This is a genomic window from Actinomadura verrucosospora, assembly GCF_039540335.1.
GTDB classification, from domain to species: domain Bacteria; phylum Actinomycetota; class Actinomycetes; order Streptosporangiales; family Streptosporangiaceae; genus Spirillospora; species Spirillospora verrucosospora.
In genome coordinates this window covers 1-14,939 of the sequence record NZ_BAABEV010000017.1, presented here as the reverse complement: position 1 = coordinate 14,939, position 14,939 = coordinate 1, and the positions used below count along the sequence as shown (strand labels likewise).

General features: G+C 73.4%; 15 protein-coding genes. 4 read left to right on the top strand and 11 right to left on the bottom strand.

The annotated features are described in order from the left end of the window. Positions 1 to 62 precede the first annotated feature (62 nt). On the bottom strand, positions 63 to 2,825 hold the full coding sequence (locus ABD944_RS19600; RefSeq protein WP_345178496.1) for an ABC transporter substrate-binding protein: 2,763 nt from the start codon (positions 2,823 to 2,825) through the stop codon (positions 63 to 65). Further along, positions 2,825 to 4,486, bottom strand: a complete 1,662-nt coding sequence (locus ABD944_RS19595) for a serine/threonine protein kinase (protein WP_345178493.1) — start codon at positions 4,484 to 4,486, stop codon at positions 2,825 to 2,827. Before ABD944_RS19595 ends, ABD944_RS19600 begins: the two co-directional genes overlap by 1 nt. 504 nt (positions 4,487 to 4,990) lie before the next feature. On the opposite strand from ABD944_RS19595, the gene ABD944_RS19590 reads away from it, so the two are divergent. Together ABD944_RS19590 and ABD944_RS19585 are read left to right on the top strand one after the other, a co-directional pair. Beyond that, positions 4,991 to 5,287, top strand: coding sequence for a DUF4193 domain-containing protein (locus tag ABD944_RS19590; protein WP_117404125.1), 297 nt, complete (start codon positions 4,991 to 4,993; stop codon positions 5,285 to 5,287). Positions 5,288 to 5,339: 52 nt separating this feature from the next. Beyond that, positions 5,340 to 6,158 (top strand): hypothetical protein, encoded by an 819-nt coding sequence (locus ABD944_RS19585; protein ID WP_345178492.1) that lies wholly within the window; start codon positions 5,340 to 5,342, stop codon positions 6,156 to 6,158. Positions 6,159 to 6,377: 219 nt separating this feature from the next. Here the strand turns inward: ABD944_RS19585 and ABD944_RS19580 are convergent, their stop codons facing one another. Next, on the bottom strand, positions 6,378 to 6,665 hold the full coding sequence (locus ABD944_RS19580) for a DUF4235 domain-containing protein (RefSeq protein WP_179836389.1): 288 nt from the start codon (positions 6,663 to 6,665) through the stop codon (positions 6,378 to 6,380). A gap of 128 nt (positions 6,666 to 6,793) precedes the next feature. Between ABD944_RS19580 and valS the strand changes: the two genes are divergently transcribed. After that, positions 6,794 to 9,319: a valine--tRNA ligase gene (valS, locus tag ABD944_RS19575; RefSeq protein ID WP_345178490.1), complete on the top strand. Its 2,526-nt coding sequence runs from the start codon at positions 6,794 to 6,796 to the stop codon at positions 9,317 to 9,319. Between the two features lie 120 nt (positions 9,320 to 9,439). Continuing rightward, complete coding sequence (locus ABD944_RS19570) at positions 9,440 to 10,327, top strand: metal-dependent hydrolase (RefSeq protein WP_345178488.1); 888 nt, start codon at positions 9,440 to 9,442, stop codon at positions 10,325 to 10,327. A gap of 34 nt (positions 10,328 to 10,361) precedes the next feature. On the opposite strand, the gene ABD944_RS19565 is transcribed toward ABD944_RS19570, so the two are convergent. The 8 genes from ABD944_RS19565 to ABD944_RS19530 all read right to left on the bottom strand — a co-directional run. After that, complete coding sequence (locus ABD944_RS19565; RefSeq protein ID WP_378188914.1) at positions 10,362 to 11,687, bottom strand: cytochrome P450; 1,326 nt, start codon at positions 11,685 to 11,687, stop codon at positions 10,362 to 10,364. A gap of 34 nt (positions 11,688 to 11,721) precedes the next feature. Further along, positions 11,722 to 12,411 carry a YidC/Oxa1 family membrane protein insertase gene (locus ABD944_RS19560; protein ID WP_345178485.1) on the bottom strand — a complete coding sequence of 230 codons (690 nt, stop codon included), beginning with the start codon at positions 12,409 to 12,411 and terminating at the stop codon, positions 11,722 to 11,724. 49 nt (positions 12,412 to 12,460) lie between these two features. Beyond that, positions 12,461 to 12,844 (bottom strand): DUF6412 domain-containing protein, encoded by a 384-nt coding sequence (locus tag ABD944_RS19555; protein ID WP_345178482.1) that lies wholly within the window; start codon positions 12,842 to 12,844, stop codon positions 12,461 to 12,463. Next, complete coding sequence (locus ABD944_RS19550; protein WP_345178481.1) at positions 12,841 to 13,395, bottom strand: hypothetical protein; 555 nt, start codon at positions 13,393 to 13,395, stop codon at positions 12,841 to 12,843. Before ABD944_RS19550 ends, ABD944_RS19555 begins: the two co-directional genes overlap by 4 nt. 18 nt (positions 13,396 to 13,413) lie before the next feature. Continuing rightward, positions 13,414 to 13,581: a hypothetical protein gene (locus tag ABD944_RS19545; RefSeq protein WP_345178480.1), complete on the bottom strand. Its 168-nt coding sequence runs from the start codon at positions 13,579 to 13,581 to the stop codon at positions 13,414 to 13,416. Continuing rightward, complete coding sequence (locus tag ABD944_RS19540; RefSeq protein WP_345178479.1) at positions 13,569 to 14,123, bottom strand: hypothetical protein; 555 nt, start codon at positions 14,121 to 14,123, stop codon at positions 13,569 to 13,571. Before ABD944_RS19540 ends, ABD944_RS19545 begins: the two co-directional genes overlap by 13 nt. After that, positions 14,120 to 14,581: a hypothetical protein gene (locus ABD944_RS19535; RefSeq protein WP_345178477.1), complete on the bottom strand. Its 462-nt coding sequence runs from the start codon at positions 14,579 to 14,581 to the stop codon at positions 14,120 to 14,122. Before ABD944_RS19535 ends, ABD944_RS19540 begins: the two co-directional genes overlap by 4 nt. Further along, on the bottom strand, positions 14,578 to 14,939 hold a 362-nt coding region (locus tag ABD944_RS19530; protein WP_345178475.1), incomplete at its 5' end, for a MauE/DoxX family redox-associated membrane protein. The genes ABD944_RS19530 and ABD944_RS19535, both read right to left, overlap by 4 nt.

Genomic DNA, 14,939 nt, shown 5'->3' with positions numbered 1-14,939 from the left:
GCGGCCGCCGCGACCTGAGCGCGGCGGCCGCCGCTGCTACTTGAGCGCGGCGGCCGCCGCTGCTACTTGAGCGCGGCGGCCGCCGCGGTGGGGTCGCCGTCGTAGTCCGGCTCCAGCCCGACGTACTTGCCGGGCCGGACCATGGCGACCCGGACGTCGTTCAGCAGCGGGATGAGGGCCATGTCGTCCAGCGCCACCTTCTCGGCCTGCTTGAACAGGCCGGTCCGGTCCGCCGGCGTCGGCGTCCTGAGCGCCCTGGAGATCGTCCCGTCGAAGGTGGCGTTCCTCCACTTGCCCAGGTTGTAGAAGCCCGTGTCGCTCGTCTCGCCGCCGCCGAGCAGCGGCCATAGCATGGTGTAGGCGCCCGGGTAGTCGGGCCCGTACGGCAGGAAGGCCAGCCCGGACGCGTCCTTGGACATGACGTCGTCCCGGTACTTCGTGAACTCGGCGACGGGGTAGGACTTCATCTCGACCTGCACGCCCAGCACCGACTTCAGCTGCGAGCTCACGACCGCCGCCAACCGCTGGTCGACGGGCGACTGGCGGTAGTACAGCCGGACGGTCGTGCCGCTGGTCAGCCCGGCCTGCGCGGCCAGCATCTTCGCCTTCTCGAAATCCGTTCCGTCGCAGGACGGGCAGACGCCGCGCCGGCCGAACCCGGGAATCGGCGCCGGGACGATGCCGTAGGCGGGCTTGGGAAAACCGCCGAGCGCCAGGCTGAGCTTGCTCCGGTCGAGCGCGTAGGAGACGGCCTGACGGGCCTCCCTCGACTTCATCGGGCCCTGGGCGGTGATCGGGACGAGCATCCGGGTGAACGGCGCGGGACGGGCGACCAGGCCCGTTCTCGGGGTCGAGGCCAGATCCTCGGTGCCCACCGCGTACCAGTCGGTCTGCCCGGCCGTGTAGGCGGTGCGCCCCTTGGCGGAGTCGTCGGTCAGCATCACCGTGACGCCGTCCAGCTTGGTCTTGCCGAACGCCCAGCGGTCGTTGCGGACGAGCGAGACCGACGCGCCCTTGGTGTAGTCCCGCAGCCTGAACGGGCCGTTGCCGACGGGGCGGGTGTTGAACGCCGCGTTGTCGACCTTGCCCGCCTCCTCGGGGACGGGCATGAACGCCGGTTCGGACAGCCGGTCCGCGAAATCGCAGTTGGGAGAGGTGAGCGCGACTTCGAGCGAGGTGCCCGACACCACCTTGACCCCGGACAGCGACCCGGTCCCGCCGTCGGACACGGAGGAGTACCCCTCGATGTCGGTCATCAGGTAGGACGCGGGACCGGTCTTGTCCGCGGCGCTGCGCGCCCAGCCGCGGGCGAACGCCTGCGCGTCGACGGTCTCGCCGTTGCTGAAGGTCGTCCCGTTCCTGAGCGTGATGGTCCACCTGCGGCATTCGGCGTCCGGCCTGATCGCCGTCGCGAGCCGGTTGCGGGCGGCGCCGTCGGCGCCGACCTCGGTCAGGCCGGTGAACAGCTGCTTGCTGAGGAACCGCTCGGTGCCGCTGAGGGCGCGGGAGGGGTCGAACCCGCCGTCGGTGGCGGTCGGCGTCGGCATCGCGACGGGCAGCGTCCCGCCGACCCGTCCGCCGGTGGCCGTCGTTCCCTGGTCGCCGTCTCCGCGGAACTGGACCCAGGCCACGGCGGCGGCGAGAACCAGCACGGCCAGCACGGCGCCTCCCGCCCCGGCGAGAACGCCGATGTGGGGACCCTTCCTCCCCCCGGACGGCTTCGTGAAGTCGACCCCCGGAGAGGAGACGGACGGCCACGTGGCGGGCGTGTTCCCGTTGGGCGGCGGGGCCGGTGACGGCCACCCCGCGCCGGGCAGGGGCGGCGGCGCGTGCGGCGGCGTGTGCGGCACCGCGGGGTGCGGCACCGGCGGGGCGGCCTGGAAGGGCGCCGGCGTCTGCGTCCGCAGCCGTGCGGACTCGGTGGCCGCCGTCTGGGCGCCCTGGGTGAGCATCAGGGCGTCCTGGGCGGGGCCCGGGGCGTCGGGCTGCTGCGCGCCCGCCGGCTGCGGGAGGCTGCCCGCGAGCGCCAGCAGGTGCGCCAGGACCTGCTGGGAGGCGGGACGCAGCGCCGGGTCCTTGCTGAGGCAGTTCGCCACGATGCCGCGCAGCGGATCGGGAAGGTCGCCGAGGTCGGGCGGCAGGTTCAGGATGCGGTGCATCACCGCGGGGATCGAGTCCTGCCCGAACGCCGGCCGCCCGTTCGCCGCGTACGTCATCGTGGCGCCCCAGGCGAACACGTCGGCGGCGGGCCCGACCATGGCTCCGGAGATCTGCTCCGGCGCCATGTAGGCGGGGGTGCCGACCGCCGTGCTCGACATGGTGCCGGTGGCGTCCAGCGCCCGCGCGATCCCGAAGTCGATCACGCGCGGACCGTCCGGCGCGAGCAGCACGTTGGCGGGCTTGAAGTCGCGGTGCACCACCCCCGCCTGGTGGATCGCGGCGAGCGCCGTCATCGTCCCGATCGCCAGCCGGTCCAGGTCGGCGCCGCGCCGCGGGCCGTCCTGCGCCAGCACCCGCGACAGCGCCGGCCCGTCGATGTACTCGCTGACGATGTAGGGGCGGTCGCCCTCGACGTCGGAGTCCAGGACGCGGGCCGTGCAGAACGCCGACACCCGCTTGGCGACCGCGACCTCGGCCGCGAACCGGGAGCGGGCCTTCGGGTCGCCGCTGAAGCGCGCGTGCAGCAGCTTCACGGCGACCCGGTGGCCCGGCTCGTCCTCCCCGAGGTAGACGGCGCCCTGCCCGCCCTCGCCGAGCAGACCGGTCAGCCGGTACGCGCCGAGGCGGGAGGGATCGCCCTTGCGGAGGGGGGCGACCTCGGTCATTACTTGGACACGGTCCCGTACGCGGTCGCGGTCGTCTCGGACTGGAGCTGGCGCCACTCCCACCGCATCGTGGTGCCGCCGGAGGACGGGACGAACGTGACGTACCCGGAGGCGCACTCCTTCGGGTCCATCCCCGCCATCGGCGTCTCCCGGTACTGGACCCTGGCGCTGTTCTCGTCGCCGGACAGCAGCGAGAGCCGGGTGTAGCAGGTGTCCTGGGCACCGGACGGATAGGTGTACGTCGCGACGCCGCTGGAGTACAGCAGCGAGAACTTGACGTTGAAGGAGGTGTGGCCGGATTCGGCGCCCGGCTGGTACCCGTTGCCGGTCCAGTTGCCGAGCAGGCCCCCGGTGGTGCTGCCGGTCGGGCTGTCGGTCGGCGTGTAGGTGTTCGGCGGCGAGTAGGTCGGCGTCGGCGGGTCGTCGTCGCTGTTGGCGCCGATGACGGCGAGCACCACGACCACCAGGATCACGATCAGCGCGAGCGCGCCGCACCCGATCGCGATGATCGGCCCGGCGGAGCTGGACCGCTTCGGCGGCTGCCCGTACTGCGGCGGGCCGGGCGGCATCGGCATCCGGGGCTGCGTCTGCGGCGGGGGCGGCATCGCCCCGCCCTGGTACATCGGCATCGGCGGCGGCGTGATCGGCTGCTGCGGATGCCCGGCGGGGCCGGGCATTCCGCCCTGGTGCAGCGGCATCGGCGGCGGGGTGATCGGCTGCTGCTGCGGCTGGGGCCGCGGCGCCGGGGGCACCGGGGGCGGCGGCGGAAGCTGCGAGGCGATCCGGGTGCCCTGGTTGAGCAGGTCCTCCTGGCCGCCGCCCTGGTTCGCGGGCGCGGCGCCGACATGGCCGAGCAGGTTCAGCAGCAGCTGCGCCGCCGGGGGGCGCAGGCCCGCGTCCTTGGACAGGCAGCGCCCGATCATGTCGCGCAGCGGCCCCGCGGGCAGCGCCGACAGGTCCGGCTCCTCGTTGAGGATCCGGTTGATGATGACCGGCAGCGTGTCGGCCTCGAACGGCGACTGCCCGGTGCCGGCGAACACCATGGTCGCGGCCCAGGCGAAGATGTCCACCGCCGGGGTGAGCGGCGCGCCGGTGAGCTGCTCGGGCGCCAGGTAGCCGGGCGTGCCCACCACCATGCCGGTCGCGGTGACGGCGCTCTCCTGCGAGTTGACCGTCCGCGCGATGCCGAAGTCGACGACGCGCGGGCCGTCGGAGGCCAGCATGACGTTGTTCGGCTTGAAGTCGCGGTGCACGATCCCGGCCTCGTGGATGGCCGCGAGCGCGGTCACCGTGCCGATCGCGAGCCGCTCCAGCTCCGCCGCGCCGCGCGGGCCGTCGTGCGCGACGACGTCGTGCAGGGAGGGCCCGTCGATGAACTCGCTGACGACGTAGGGCTGGTCGCCCTGGACGTCGGCCTCCAGGACCCGGGCCGTGCAGAAGGGCTCGACCTTCTGCGCCGCCGCGACCTCGCGGGTGAACCGTGCGCGTGCGGCCGGATCGTTGGCCATCTGCGCGTGCAGCAGTTTGACGGCGACGTACTCGCCGTTCGGCGCCTTGCCCAAATAGACGGCGCCCTGGCCTCCGGCGCCCAACCGTCCGATGACCTCGTACCGTCCGAGTGCCCTAGGATCGCCCGGCTCCAGCGGAGCGGCATCCGGCATCTGACCCTCCCGTGACCCGCAGTGATGTCCGCGACATTGTGCGCCGGACCCGCTCGCGGGGCCCCGTGCCGGCGATCGCCGGGCTGACCCCCGCAGGGGATCCGCCCCCAACCTCAGGCGGGCACGATATCGCGTTAGTTCTGACGTTTCACTGATGTATCCGGTTCGGTGTTCCGCCTGCCGGGTACGGCCGTCCCGGCGCACCGGGGCGGCCGGTGCGCACAACGCCTCCGGGACCGATATGATCCCGCCGCCGCGGGAACCCCGGCAGGCGCCGCGGCCCCCGGAACGGGGCCGTGTCTCCCGCCGGGTATGTGATGGATGACACAGTGCGAGGGAAGAGTCGGGTGATGGGTGTCACTCGTGGGAACGGTCGCGCCTCGTGTGTCGCAGGTCACCAACCGTGACAGAATTTCCCGCCCGGATCGGGCACAAGAACGGCCCCCCGAGCGTTAGATCCGCGCGACGGGGCGCATAAAGCACTGAGGGGGATGGAGACAGAAGATGGCGACCGACTACGACAGCCCACGCAAGACAGACGACGACCTGAGCGAGGACAGCCTCCAGGAGCTCCAGGCACGCCGTGCCGACAAGGCGGCGAGCATCATCGACGAGGACCTGGACGCCGGCGAGGTCGCCGAGCTGCCGGGCGCCGATCTGTCGAACGAGGAGCTCACCTTCCGGGTGGTGCCTCGGCAGGCCGACGAGTTCACCTGCACGCGCTGCTTCCTGGTCCACCACCGCAGCCAGCTGGCCACCGAGAAGAACGGCCAGCCGGTCTGCCGCGAGTGCGCCGCCTGACCGGCGGCGGACACGGGGTGACGGGACGAGGGCGCGTGACGGGAGAGGCCGGGTGACGGGAGAGATCGAACCGCGTGGTGGCGAGGTGGAGCCGGCGCGCGGCGACGGCTCCACGGAGCTGGGCGAGCTGATCGGCCGGCTCGCCTCCGACGAGGACATGGACCGCGAGACCCGCGGCCGCCTGCTCGGGCGACTGGCCAGACTGCTCGGCCAGAGCGCCCGGAAGGTGGGGGCCGCGGGTGTCGCGCGCGGCAGGTGGCTCGCCGACCTGCTGCTCGCGGCGGCGCCGCACATCCCGATCCGCGATCTGGAGACCCTGCAGGCCCACCACCACGGGCTGATGGGCGAGGAGCTCGCCGACCGGATCGTCAAGGCGGCGGGCAACGCCACGACCGCCGTCGGCGCCGCCGGAGGCGCGCTGGCCGCGGTGGAGTTCGCCGCCCCGCCGCTGCTGCTGACCGCGCCCGCCCAGCTCGCCGCCGAGACGCTCGTCGTCGCGGCGATCGAGGTGAAGATGATCGCCGAGTTGCACGAGGTGTACGGCGTCAGCGTCCAGGGATCCGGCACCGCGCGCGGTGCCGCGTTCGTGACGTCCTGGGCCCGGCAGCGCGGCATCAACCCCCTGGAGGGCGGCACCCTCACCAGCGCCCTCGGCACGGCCGCCAAGAGCGCGCTGCGCCGGCGCATGCTCCGCGTCTTCGGCCGGAGCCTGTCCACCATGGGCCCCCTGCTCACCGGCGCCGCGGCCGGCGCCGCTCTCAACCGCTCCGCGACCAAGGGGCTGGCCCTCAAGGTCCGCAACGACCTGCGGGAGATCGCCGGCTCCCTGCCCCCGCTCCCCGGCGACCAGCCCCGTCGCCTGGACTCCTAGCCGGCCGCCCACCCCCTGGCGGCACGCGCGAGTGTCGAGGAGGCGGCGCGTCACTCGTGGCGCGCCCGTCTCCGTGCGCCTGAACATCCCGGGGCGCCTGAGCTTTCAGGCGACCCGGACCAGCGAGAACGCGTCGTGGCCGGTCCCTCCGATCAGCGGAGGAGCCGGCCACGACGCGCATGGCCTCCGGCCGGGGGCGGGCCCCCGGCGCGGGACGTCCTAGACGTCGGCCTTGAGGTTCTGCGGGAGCTGGCCGGTGCCCTTGGCCCACTGGTGGGCGGCGGCCCGGGTGGCGAGCAGCCGCGCGACCTCCATGCCGACGCCCATCACCACGGCCCAACCGATCGCCTCGGCCAGCGCCACGTCGGGGGACTCGGGGTTGGTCGGGGGCTCCTTGCCGGTGCTCTTCTTCCAGGCCAGCGTGATGACTTTCTTCGCGACGAAGCCGCCCGCGAATGCGGCCGCTCCGGCCATCACCCGCCAGCCGATGTCGCCCTTGTCCGCCATGTTGGTCCTCTCTCGTCCTGTCGTCTCCGACGCTACCGGAACGGCCCGCCCCCGGAGGGGAAGGCGATCACCGCGTCGGCGCCGGTAATCGGCATGCGACCCGGGCCGATGTCAATACGATTGGCCCCATGACAGAGCAGCCGCGTACTCCGCACGTCCCTCCGAAGCCATCCCTGGACGGCCTGGAGGACAGATGGGCACGCGTCTGGGAGGACGAGGGAGTCCACCGCTTCGACCGCACCCGGCCGCGCGGCGAGGTCTACTCGATCGACACCCCGCCGCCCACCGTGAGCGGGTCCCTCCACGTCGGCCACGTCTTCTCCTACACCCACACCGACACCGTCGCCCGGTACCACCGCATGCGCGGTCGGGCGGTCTTCTACCCGATGGGCTGGGACGATAACGGCCTTCCGACCGAGCGCCGCGTGCAGAACCATTTCGGCGTCCGATGCGATCCGTCCCTTCCCTACGACCCCGACTTCGAGCCTCCCGCCAAGCCCGACCCGAAACGCCAGCAGCCGGTCTCGCGGCGCAATTTCATCGAGCTGTGCGAGCGCCTCACCGAGGTCGACGAGAAGGCCTTCGAGGAGATGTGGCGCCGCGTCGGCCTGTCGGTCGACTGGAGCCACCTCTACACCACCATCGGCGCCACCGCCCGGACGGCTTCCCAGCGCGCGTTCCTGCGCAACCTCGCCCGCGGCGAGGCGTACGTCTCCGAGGCGCCGACGCTGTGGGACGTCACGTTCCGCACCGCCGTCGCGCAGGCCGAGCTCGAGGACCGCGAGCACCCCGGCGCGTTCTACCGGATCCGGTTCCACGGCGACCAGCGCCCCGTCTACATCGAGACGACGCGGCCGGAGCTGCTTCCCGCCTGCGTCGCGCTGGTCGCGCACCCGGACGACGAGCGGTACCAGGAGCTGGTCGGGACGACCGTGCGCACGCCGCTGTTCGGCGTCGACGTCCCGGTCGTCGCGCACCGGCTGGCCGACCCCGGCAAGGGCTCCGGCATCGCGATGATCTGCACGTTCGGCGACGTCACGGACGTCACCTGGTGGCGCGAGCTGGACCTGCCGACCCGCGCGATCATCGACTGGGACGGGCGGCTCGCCGCCGACCCGCCGCAGGGCGTCCCCGCCCGGCCGTACGACGAGCTGGCGGGCAAGACGGTGTTCTCGGCCAAGGAGCGCGTCGTCGAGCTGCTGCGCGAGTCCGGCGACCTGGACGGTGAGCCCCGCAAGATCACCCGGCCGGTGAAGTTCTACGAGAAGGGCAGCAAGCCCCTGGAGATCGTCACCACCCGGCAGTGGTACATCCGCAACGGCGGCCGTGACGAGGGCGTCCGCGCGGAGCTGCTCGCCCGCGGGCGCGAGCTGGAGTGGCATCCGGGCTACATGCGGGCCCGCTACGAGAACTGGGTCGAGGGCCTGAACGGCGACTGGCTGATCTCGCGGCAGCGGTTCTTCGGCGTGCCGATCCCCGTCTGGTACCGGCTGGACGAGTCCGGCGAGCCGGTGTACGACGACCCGATCGTGCCGGCCGAGGACGCGCTCCCGGTCGACCCGTCGTCCGACGTCCCGCCGGGGTTCACCGAGGACCAGCGCGGCCGGCCGGGCGGCTTCGCCGGCGACCCCGACGTGATGGACACCTGGGCCACCTCGTCGCTGACCCCGCAGATCGCGGGCGGCTGGGAGCGCGACGCCGACCTGTTCGCCCGGGTCTTCCCCTACGACCTGCGGCCGCAGGCGCACGACATCATCCGGACGTGGCTGTTCTCCACGGTCGTGCGCTCGCACCTGGAGCACGGCTCGCTGCCCTGGAAGGGCACCGCCCTGTCCGGGTGGATCCTCGACCCCGACCGCAAGAAGATGTCGAAGTCCAAGGGGAACGTCGTCACGCCGATCGACCTGCTGCGCGAGTACGGCTCCGACGCCGTCCGGTACTGGGCGGCGAGCGGGCGCCCCGGCACCGACACCGCGTTCGACACCGGCCAGATCAAGGTCGGCCGCCGCCTCGCCATCAAGATCCTCAACGCGTCGAAGTTCGTGCTCGGGCTCGGCGAGGCGGCCCCGGACGCGCCGGTCACCGAGCCGCTGGACAAGGCGATGCTGGCGGCGCTGGCCGGGGTCGTCGAGGAGGCGACGGAGGCGTTCGAGGGCTACGACTACGCGCGCGCTCTTGAGCGCACCGAGCGGTTCTTCTGGGAGTTCTGCGACGACTACCTGGAGCTGGTCAAGGCCCGCGCCTACGGGGACGGGCCGCAGGCGCTGTCCGCGCGGGCGGCGCTGCGCACCGCGCTGTCGGTGCTGCTGCGCCTGTTCGCGCCCGTCCTGCCGTTCGTGACCGAGGAGGTCTGGTCGTGGTGGCGGCGCGGGTCGGTGCACACGGCCCCGTGGCCGTCCGCCGCCGAGCTGCCGCCGGGCGGCGACCCGGCCGTCCTCGCGGCCACGGGCGAGGCGCTCCGGCAGGTCCGCAAGGCCAAGTCGGAGGCCAGGGCGTCGATGCGCGCCGACGTCTCCCGCGCGGTCGTGCGCGGCTCGCAGGTGACGCGGATCGCGCGTCCCGACCTGGCCGCGGCCGGGCGGATCGCCGACCTGACCCTGGAGGACGCCCCCGCCGCGCTCACCGTCGACGTCGTCCTGGCCCCCGCGACGTAGATCACCCCGGCCGGGTCTTGACGCGGATCCGGCGCACTCCACATATTAGATCGGCAGTCTAATTGGATGCCGCCGCGCGGGACGGCGCGAACGGTCCGCGCGGCGCGGGAGGGACGCGGGATGAGCGAGATCGACGAGCGGCACCCCGTGATCGCCCCGCGCCGGGTGCGGTTCGACTGGGCGGACACGCCGCTGCACTGGATCCCGGGCGAGCCGGTCGCCACGCACTTCATCAACGTCCTGCACCTGCTGCTGCCCGCGGGGGAGCGGTGGTTCGTGCACGTCTACAAGGAGGCGCTCCCGCTCGTCCGCGACGACGAGCGCCTCTACCGCGAGGTCAAGGGCTTCATGGGCCAGGAGGCCGTGCACGCCTACTCCCACCAGGGCGTCCTGGACCGGCAGATGCGGGAGCAGGGCCTCGATCCGCGCCCGCTCACCGACCGGATCGAGTGGGTGTTCCGGCGGATCCTCGGCGACCGGTGCTGGATCCCGTTCCTGCCCCGCAAGCGCTGGCTGTTCGTCCGGATCGGCGTCATCGCGGGCATCGAGCACTACACGGCGGTGCTCGGGCAGTGGATCCTGGACGCCCGCGAGCTGGACGAGGCCGGCGCCGATCCGACGATGATGGACCTGCTGCGCTGGCACGGCGCCGAGGAGGTCGAGCACCGGTCCGTCGCGTTCGACGTCTACCAGCATGTGGCCGGCCGGTACTGGATGCGGTTCATCGCGTTCTTCCTCGGCGTCCTCGCGCTGCCGCTGATGGTGTACGCCGGGGCGGTGTTCCTGTGCCGGGCCGATCCGACGCTGAAGGGCGTCCGCCCGCGGATCCGCGACTACCGGCGGGCGGTGCGGCGCGGGCTGTTCCCCAGCAACCGGTTCATGATCTCCGCGGGGCGCGCCTACCTGCGGCGCGACTACCACCCGTCCCGCGCGTGCTCGACGCAGCGGGCGCTCGACTACCTCGCCTCGTCGCCCGCGGCGCGGGCCGCGGGCGGCCGGGTGTCCTGAGCCATGTCGCTCACAGGGCCGCTCGCAGGGCCGCTCACAGCGTGCAGGGCAGGTGCTTGATGCCGTTGATGAAGTTGGAGTAGAGCATCTGGGGCTCCCCGCTCGCCCGGATGCCCGGGACGCGGGTGAACAGCTCCCGGAACATCACCGTGATCTCCTGCCGGGCCAGGTTCGCGCCCAGGCAGAAGTGCGGGCCGGGGCCGCCGAACCCGACGTGCGGGTTGGGGGAGCGGGTGATGTCGAAGACGTCCGGGTCCGTGAACACCTCCGCGTCGCGGTTCGCGGAGTTGTAGAACAGCAGGACCTTGTCGCCCGCCCGGTACCGCTGGCCGTTCATCTCGTGGTCGCGGGTGACGGTCCGGCGGAACTGGATGACCGGCGTCGCCATCCGGACGATCTCCTCGACCGCCCCGGGGATGCGGGCGTCGAAGTCCTCCATCAGCAGCGCCCGCTGCTCGGGGTTGTCGGTGAACAGCTTCAGCCCGTGCGTCATCGCGTTGCGGGTCGTCTCGTTGCCGGCCACGACGAGCAGGATGAAGAACGAGCCGATCTCCTGGTCGGTGAGCGACTCGCCGTCCACGTTGGCCGAGACCAGCCGCGACACGAGGTCGTCGCCGGGGTGCCGGCGGCGCCTGCGGGCGAGCTTCATCGCCAGGTGGTTCAGCTCGTACCCGGCGGACATCGCCATGAGCAGCCCGTACAGGACGCCGATCCGGGTGATGCCCTCGCGGGTCACGTCCCGGCCGCCGGTGTACTCCGGGTCTCCGAGCCCGAGGATGGTGTTCGTCCGGTCGTACACCATCGGGCGCACCTGCTCGGGGATGCCCATCATGTCGCAGATGACCTGCACGGGCAGCCGCGCCGCGACGTCGGTGACGAAGTCGGCCGACCCCTTGCGCTCCAGGTCGTCGACGATCCGCGTCGCGGTCGCCTGCAGGTCGGTCTCCAGCTTGGCGAGGACGCGCGGGGTGAACGCCCGCGACACGATCCTGCGGATCTTGGCGTGCCGCGGGTCGTCCATGTTGATCATCGAGCCGAAGTAGCGGGCCATGTACCGGGGCAGGTCGGCGATGCTGTTCGAGCACGGCTCGCTGCTGAACACCTCCGGCGTCCGGCTGGCCTCCACCACGTCCGCGTGCCGGGTGAGGGCGTAGTAGCCCGGTCCGGTCCGGATGAACGGCAGCTTGAGCTCGGGGAAGAACGCCGGGCGCTCGCGCTCGCGCAGCCGCGCGAACGCCGCCGCCCGCCGGTCCGGGGGGAGGGTCCAGAAGGCCAGATCGGACAGGTCGTCCCGCGTCGCCCGTGCCGTCGTCGTCACCGCGCACCGTCCTCGGTAGTCAGAACGCCGTTCGGTTGCCATCGAACCCAGCCTTCCGGACCCCCGTCAAGGCCGATCAGGCCGCCGCCGGGGTCCGGCGGTGCAGGACGGCCCGCTCCGCGGCCGTCCACGCCCCGGACGTCAGCAGGTACAGCCCCGCCGCCAGCGGCAGGAACGCCGCCACGGCGACCGTCCCGAACGGCGCCAGCCGCGCGACGGCGCCCATCGGCCCCTCGGCGGTGACCCGCCGCGACGTCACCACCGCGACGACCGCGAGCAGCGCGAACAGGCCGAGGAAGACGAGCGAGGGCGGCGCGAGGAGGCCGCCGCCGAGGACGCCGATCCAGTTCTGCCCGAGCGGCGCCGCGAGCAGCGTGTGCGCGAGCAGCAGGTTCTGGTGCCCGGCGACCGTCGCGGACACGAACAGGCGGTACATGACCATGAAGAACGGGATCTGCGCGACCATCGGCAGGCATCCGGCCACCGGTGTGGCGCCCTCCGCCTCGTACAGCGCGGCCATCTCCCGCTGGAGCCGCCGCGGGTCCTTCGCGTGCTTCTTCTGGAGCGCCTGGACCTTGGGCATGAGCCGGGTGCGCGCCCGCTCGCCCCTGGCGGCCGAGACCGCCAGCGGGACGAGCGCCAGCCGCACCCCGGCGGTGAACAGGACGATCGCCAGCGCGGTGGCCAGGCCGCCGGCCACCGGGTCGAGGGCGTCCGCGAGACCGCCCACGAGGGAGGCGGCGATGGAGACGGGAATGTCGAACATGAGAGGAGAACCTTCCGGAACGAGGGGATCGGTGGCGTTCCGGCCGCGCTCAGGCGGCCGCGATCCCCGTTCCGGGCGCTCGCGGGCGGGGCCGTCCCGCCGCGTCCGGGTCCCGCTGCGGCAGGAAGGCGGTCCGCAGCGTCCTGTCCCGCAAGGTCGTCCGCACCCGCGCCCGCGCCGCTCCCAGGCCCCGGTGCGCCGCGCGGACCCGCACCGCCGCGAGCACCAGGAGCCCGGCCACGGTCAGCGCGCCCAGCGTGACCAGCACCGACTGCCCCGGCGCCGACCCGGCCCATTCGGCCACCGCGAACCCGCGCAGCAGCGCGAAGACCAGCAGTGACCAGAGCACGACGAGCCTCTTTCCGGTGCGCGGCGGCGAGATGTGATCAGTCTGCCACGGCGGCGCGATGACGATCGCCCGGCTTCCGGTCACAGCAGCAGGAGGGCGAGGGCGGACAGCGACGCGAGGGCCGCCGCGGTCTTCACGGGCGGCATGCGGACGGCCATCGCGGCGTCCCGGCCCTCGTCGCGGGCCAGGTAGGTGAGGAGGGCGCTCAGCGCACGCCCGGCGCCGAAGGCCGTGCCGGTCAGCACGGTCGTGAGCGGGTCTTCGTGGATCAGGAGCAGGCCCAGGGCCAGGACGTACGGGGCCGTGGCGGACACGTAGGTGCGGACGCCGGTCCCGAGTTCGAAGCCGAATTGGAGGGCGCCCCTGCGGAGGTGGGCCTGCAGCACGTCCTGGGGGATCTGGCGGGCGTTCTGGGGGAGCGGGACGCGGACCAGTCCGGCTTCGCGCGCGGCCCCCAGCGCGGCGAGGGCCAGGATCGCGGCGGTGCGGACGCCCGGCGGAAGCGGCGCGGAGAGGCCGGACAGCAACCAGATCACCGTCGCGGTGAGCGTGCCTCCGAGCAGGAGCCCGAGGGTGAAGACGGCCAGGACCTCGCCCTGCCGTACGGGGGCCCGCCAACCTGGCGAGAACAGCACGGATTCGCTGTTGCGCGTTCAGACGCTGCCCGACAGCGAGAATCCGGCGAGCGCGCCGATCGACGCCCAGCACAGGACGGCGGCGTCCAGGGCGGCGGCCGCCACCGAGAGGAGCGCGAGGGCGGCGACGGGCAGGAGCGGATCGGTCGTGCCCCGCCGCATCCGCCCCGCGGTCAGTTCTTGCACGCCATCGCCTTGCGGCAGATGGTCTTGTACCAGTTGCCCTTCTTGGACTTCTTCCAGCCGTCATGGCAGCGCCAGGTGACGCCCTTCTTGCAGCTGCCGCAGCTCTTGGCGTAGGCCCAGAGCCAGCCGTCGTAGCCGCCGCCGTAGCACTGGTTGGGGCGCAGCTTGTAGCGGCCGGGATCCGAGACTCCCGATTTGTGGAAGCCCTTGTACTTCCCGCTCGTCCGGCAGCACACGCTGCACACGAGGCTGGGCCCGCAGCCGGGGGAGCAGTTGTGGTTGGCCGCGTACGACGGACAGCGCGGATAGATGTCGTAGTAGCCGACCAGCTGGAAACCCGAGGCGAGCGCCTCGCGCGCGGGCGGGAAGACGCCGAGGGCCTTCAGCCCGGCGGTGGCGCCCGCGGCGGCGAGCCCGGTGAGGACGCTGCGCCGCACCGGCCGGAACCGGGGCCCGTCCGCCGGCGGCGGGCGGGCCCGGTCGCGCTGCGCCCCGGCCGGGCGGGGGCCGCGCAGCGGCGGGACGTCTTCGAGTTCGATCATCGTGCCGCCTCCAGGGTGAGGGCGCGGAGGGCTTCGGGGGAGCCGACGGGCTCGGCGGCCCGGACGCGCCCGTCCGCGCCGACCAGCACGGCGAACGGGGTCGCGGGGACGCGGTAGTCGGCGAACAGGCCGTCCTGCTCGCCGGCCAGCACGGTCACGCCGGGAGGCGCGGGCTCGCCGGGCGGCGGCCCCGCGAAGATCGCGTGCAGCGGCCGTCCGGCGGGGACGGCGGCGAGGACGTCCGCGCACACGCCGCACTCGCGGTCCAGGAACAGCAGCAGGCCGGGCCCGAGCCGGTCGAAGGCGGGGGCGGGCGCGCCGGGCGCGGGGCCGAGCCCGGCGGGCCGGGCGGCTCCCCGGCCGAGCGCGTGGACCTGCCGGACGAGCCCGGCGACCACCAGGGCGAGCAGCAGGATCGCCGCCCATGACAGCAGGAGCGCGCTGTTCTGGAAGCTCATCCGGCCGTCCTCCTCTCCTCGGTCATGGCGTGCGGGAGCGTCCACAGGAGGACGGCGAACCCCAGGCCCGCGACGATCTCCACGGACGACTCGTACAGGGTGGCCCCGGAGGGAGGCCCGAGCAGGGCGCCGGCGAGGGCGAGCGCGGAGAGCGCGGCGGCCCGTCCCGCGACCCAGCCGGTCATCGGCGTGCCCGCGCCGCCGCATCCGCAGGGGACGCCGCGCCGGGTGCGCGCCACGTGCGCCGCGTAGGCCGCGTACAGGGCCAGCAGGGCGGCCGCCGCCCCGCCGGCCGCGCGCGCCGGGCCGTCGAGCCGGAGCAGCGGCGCCGCCGCCCCGGCGACGCCCATCAGCGCAC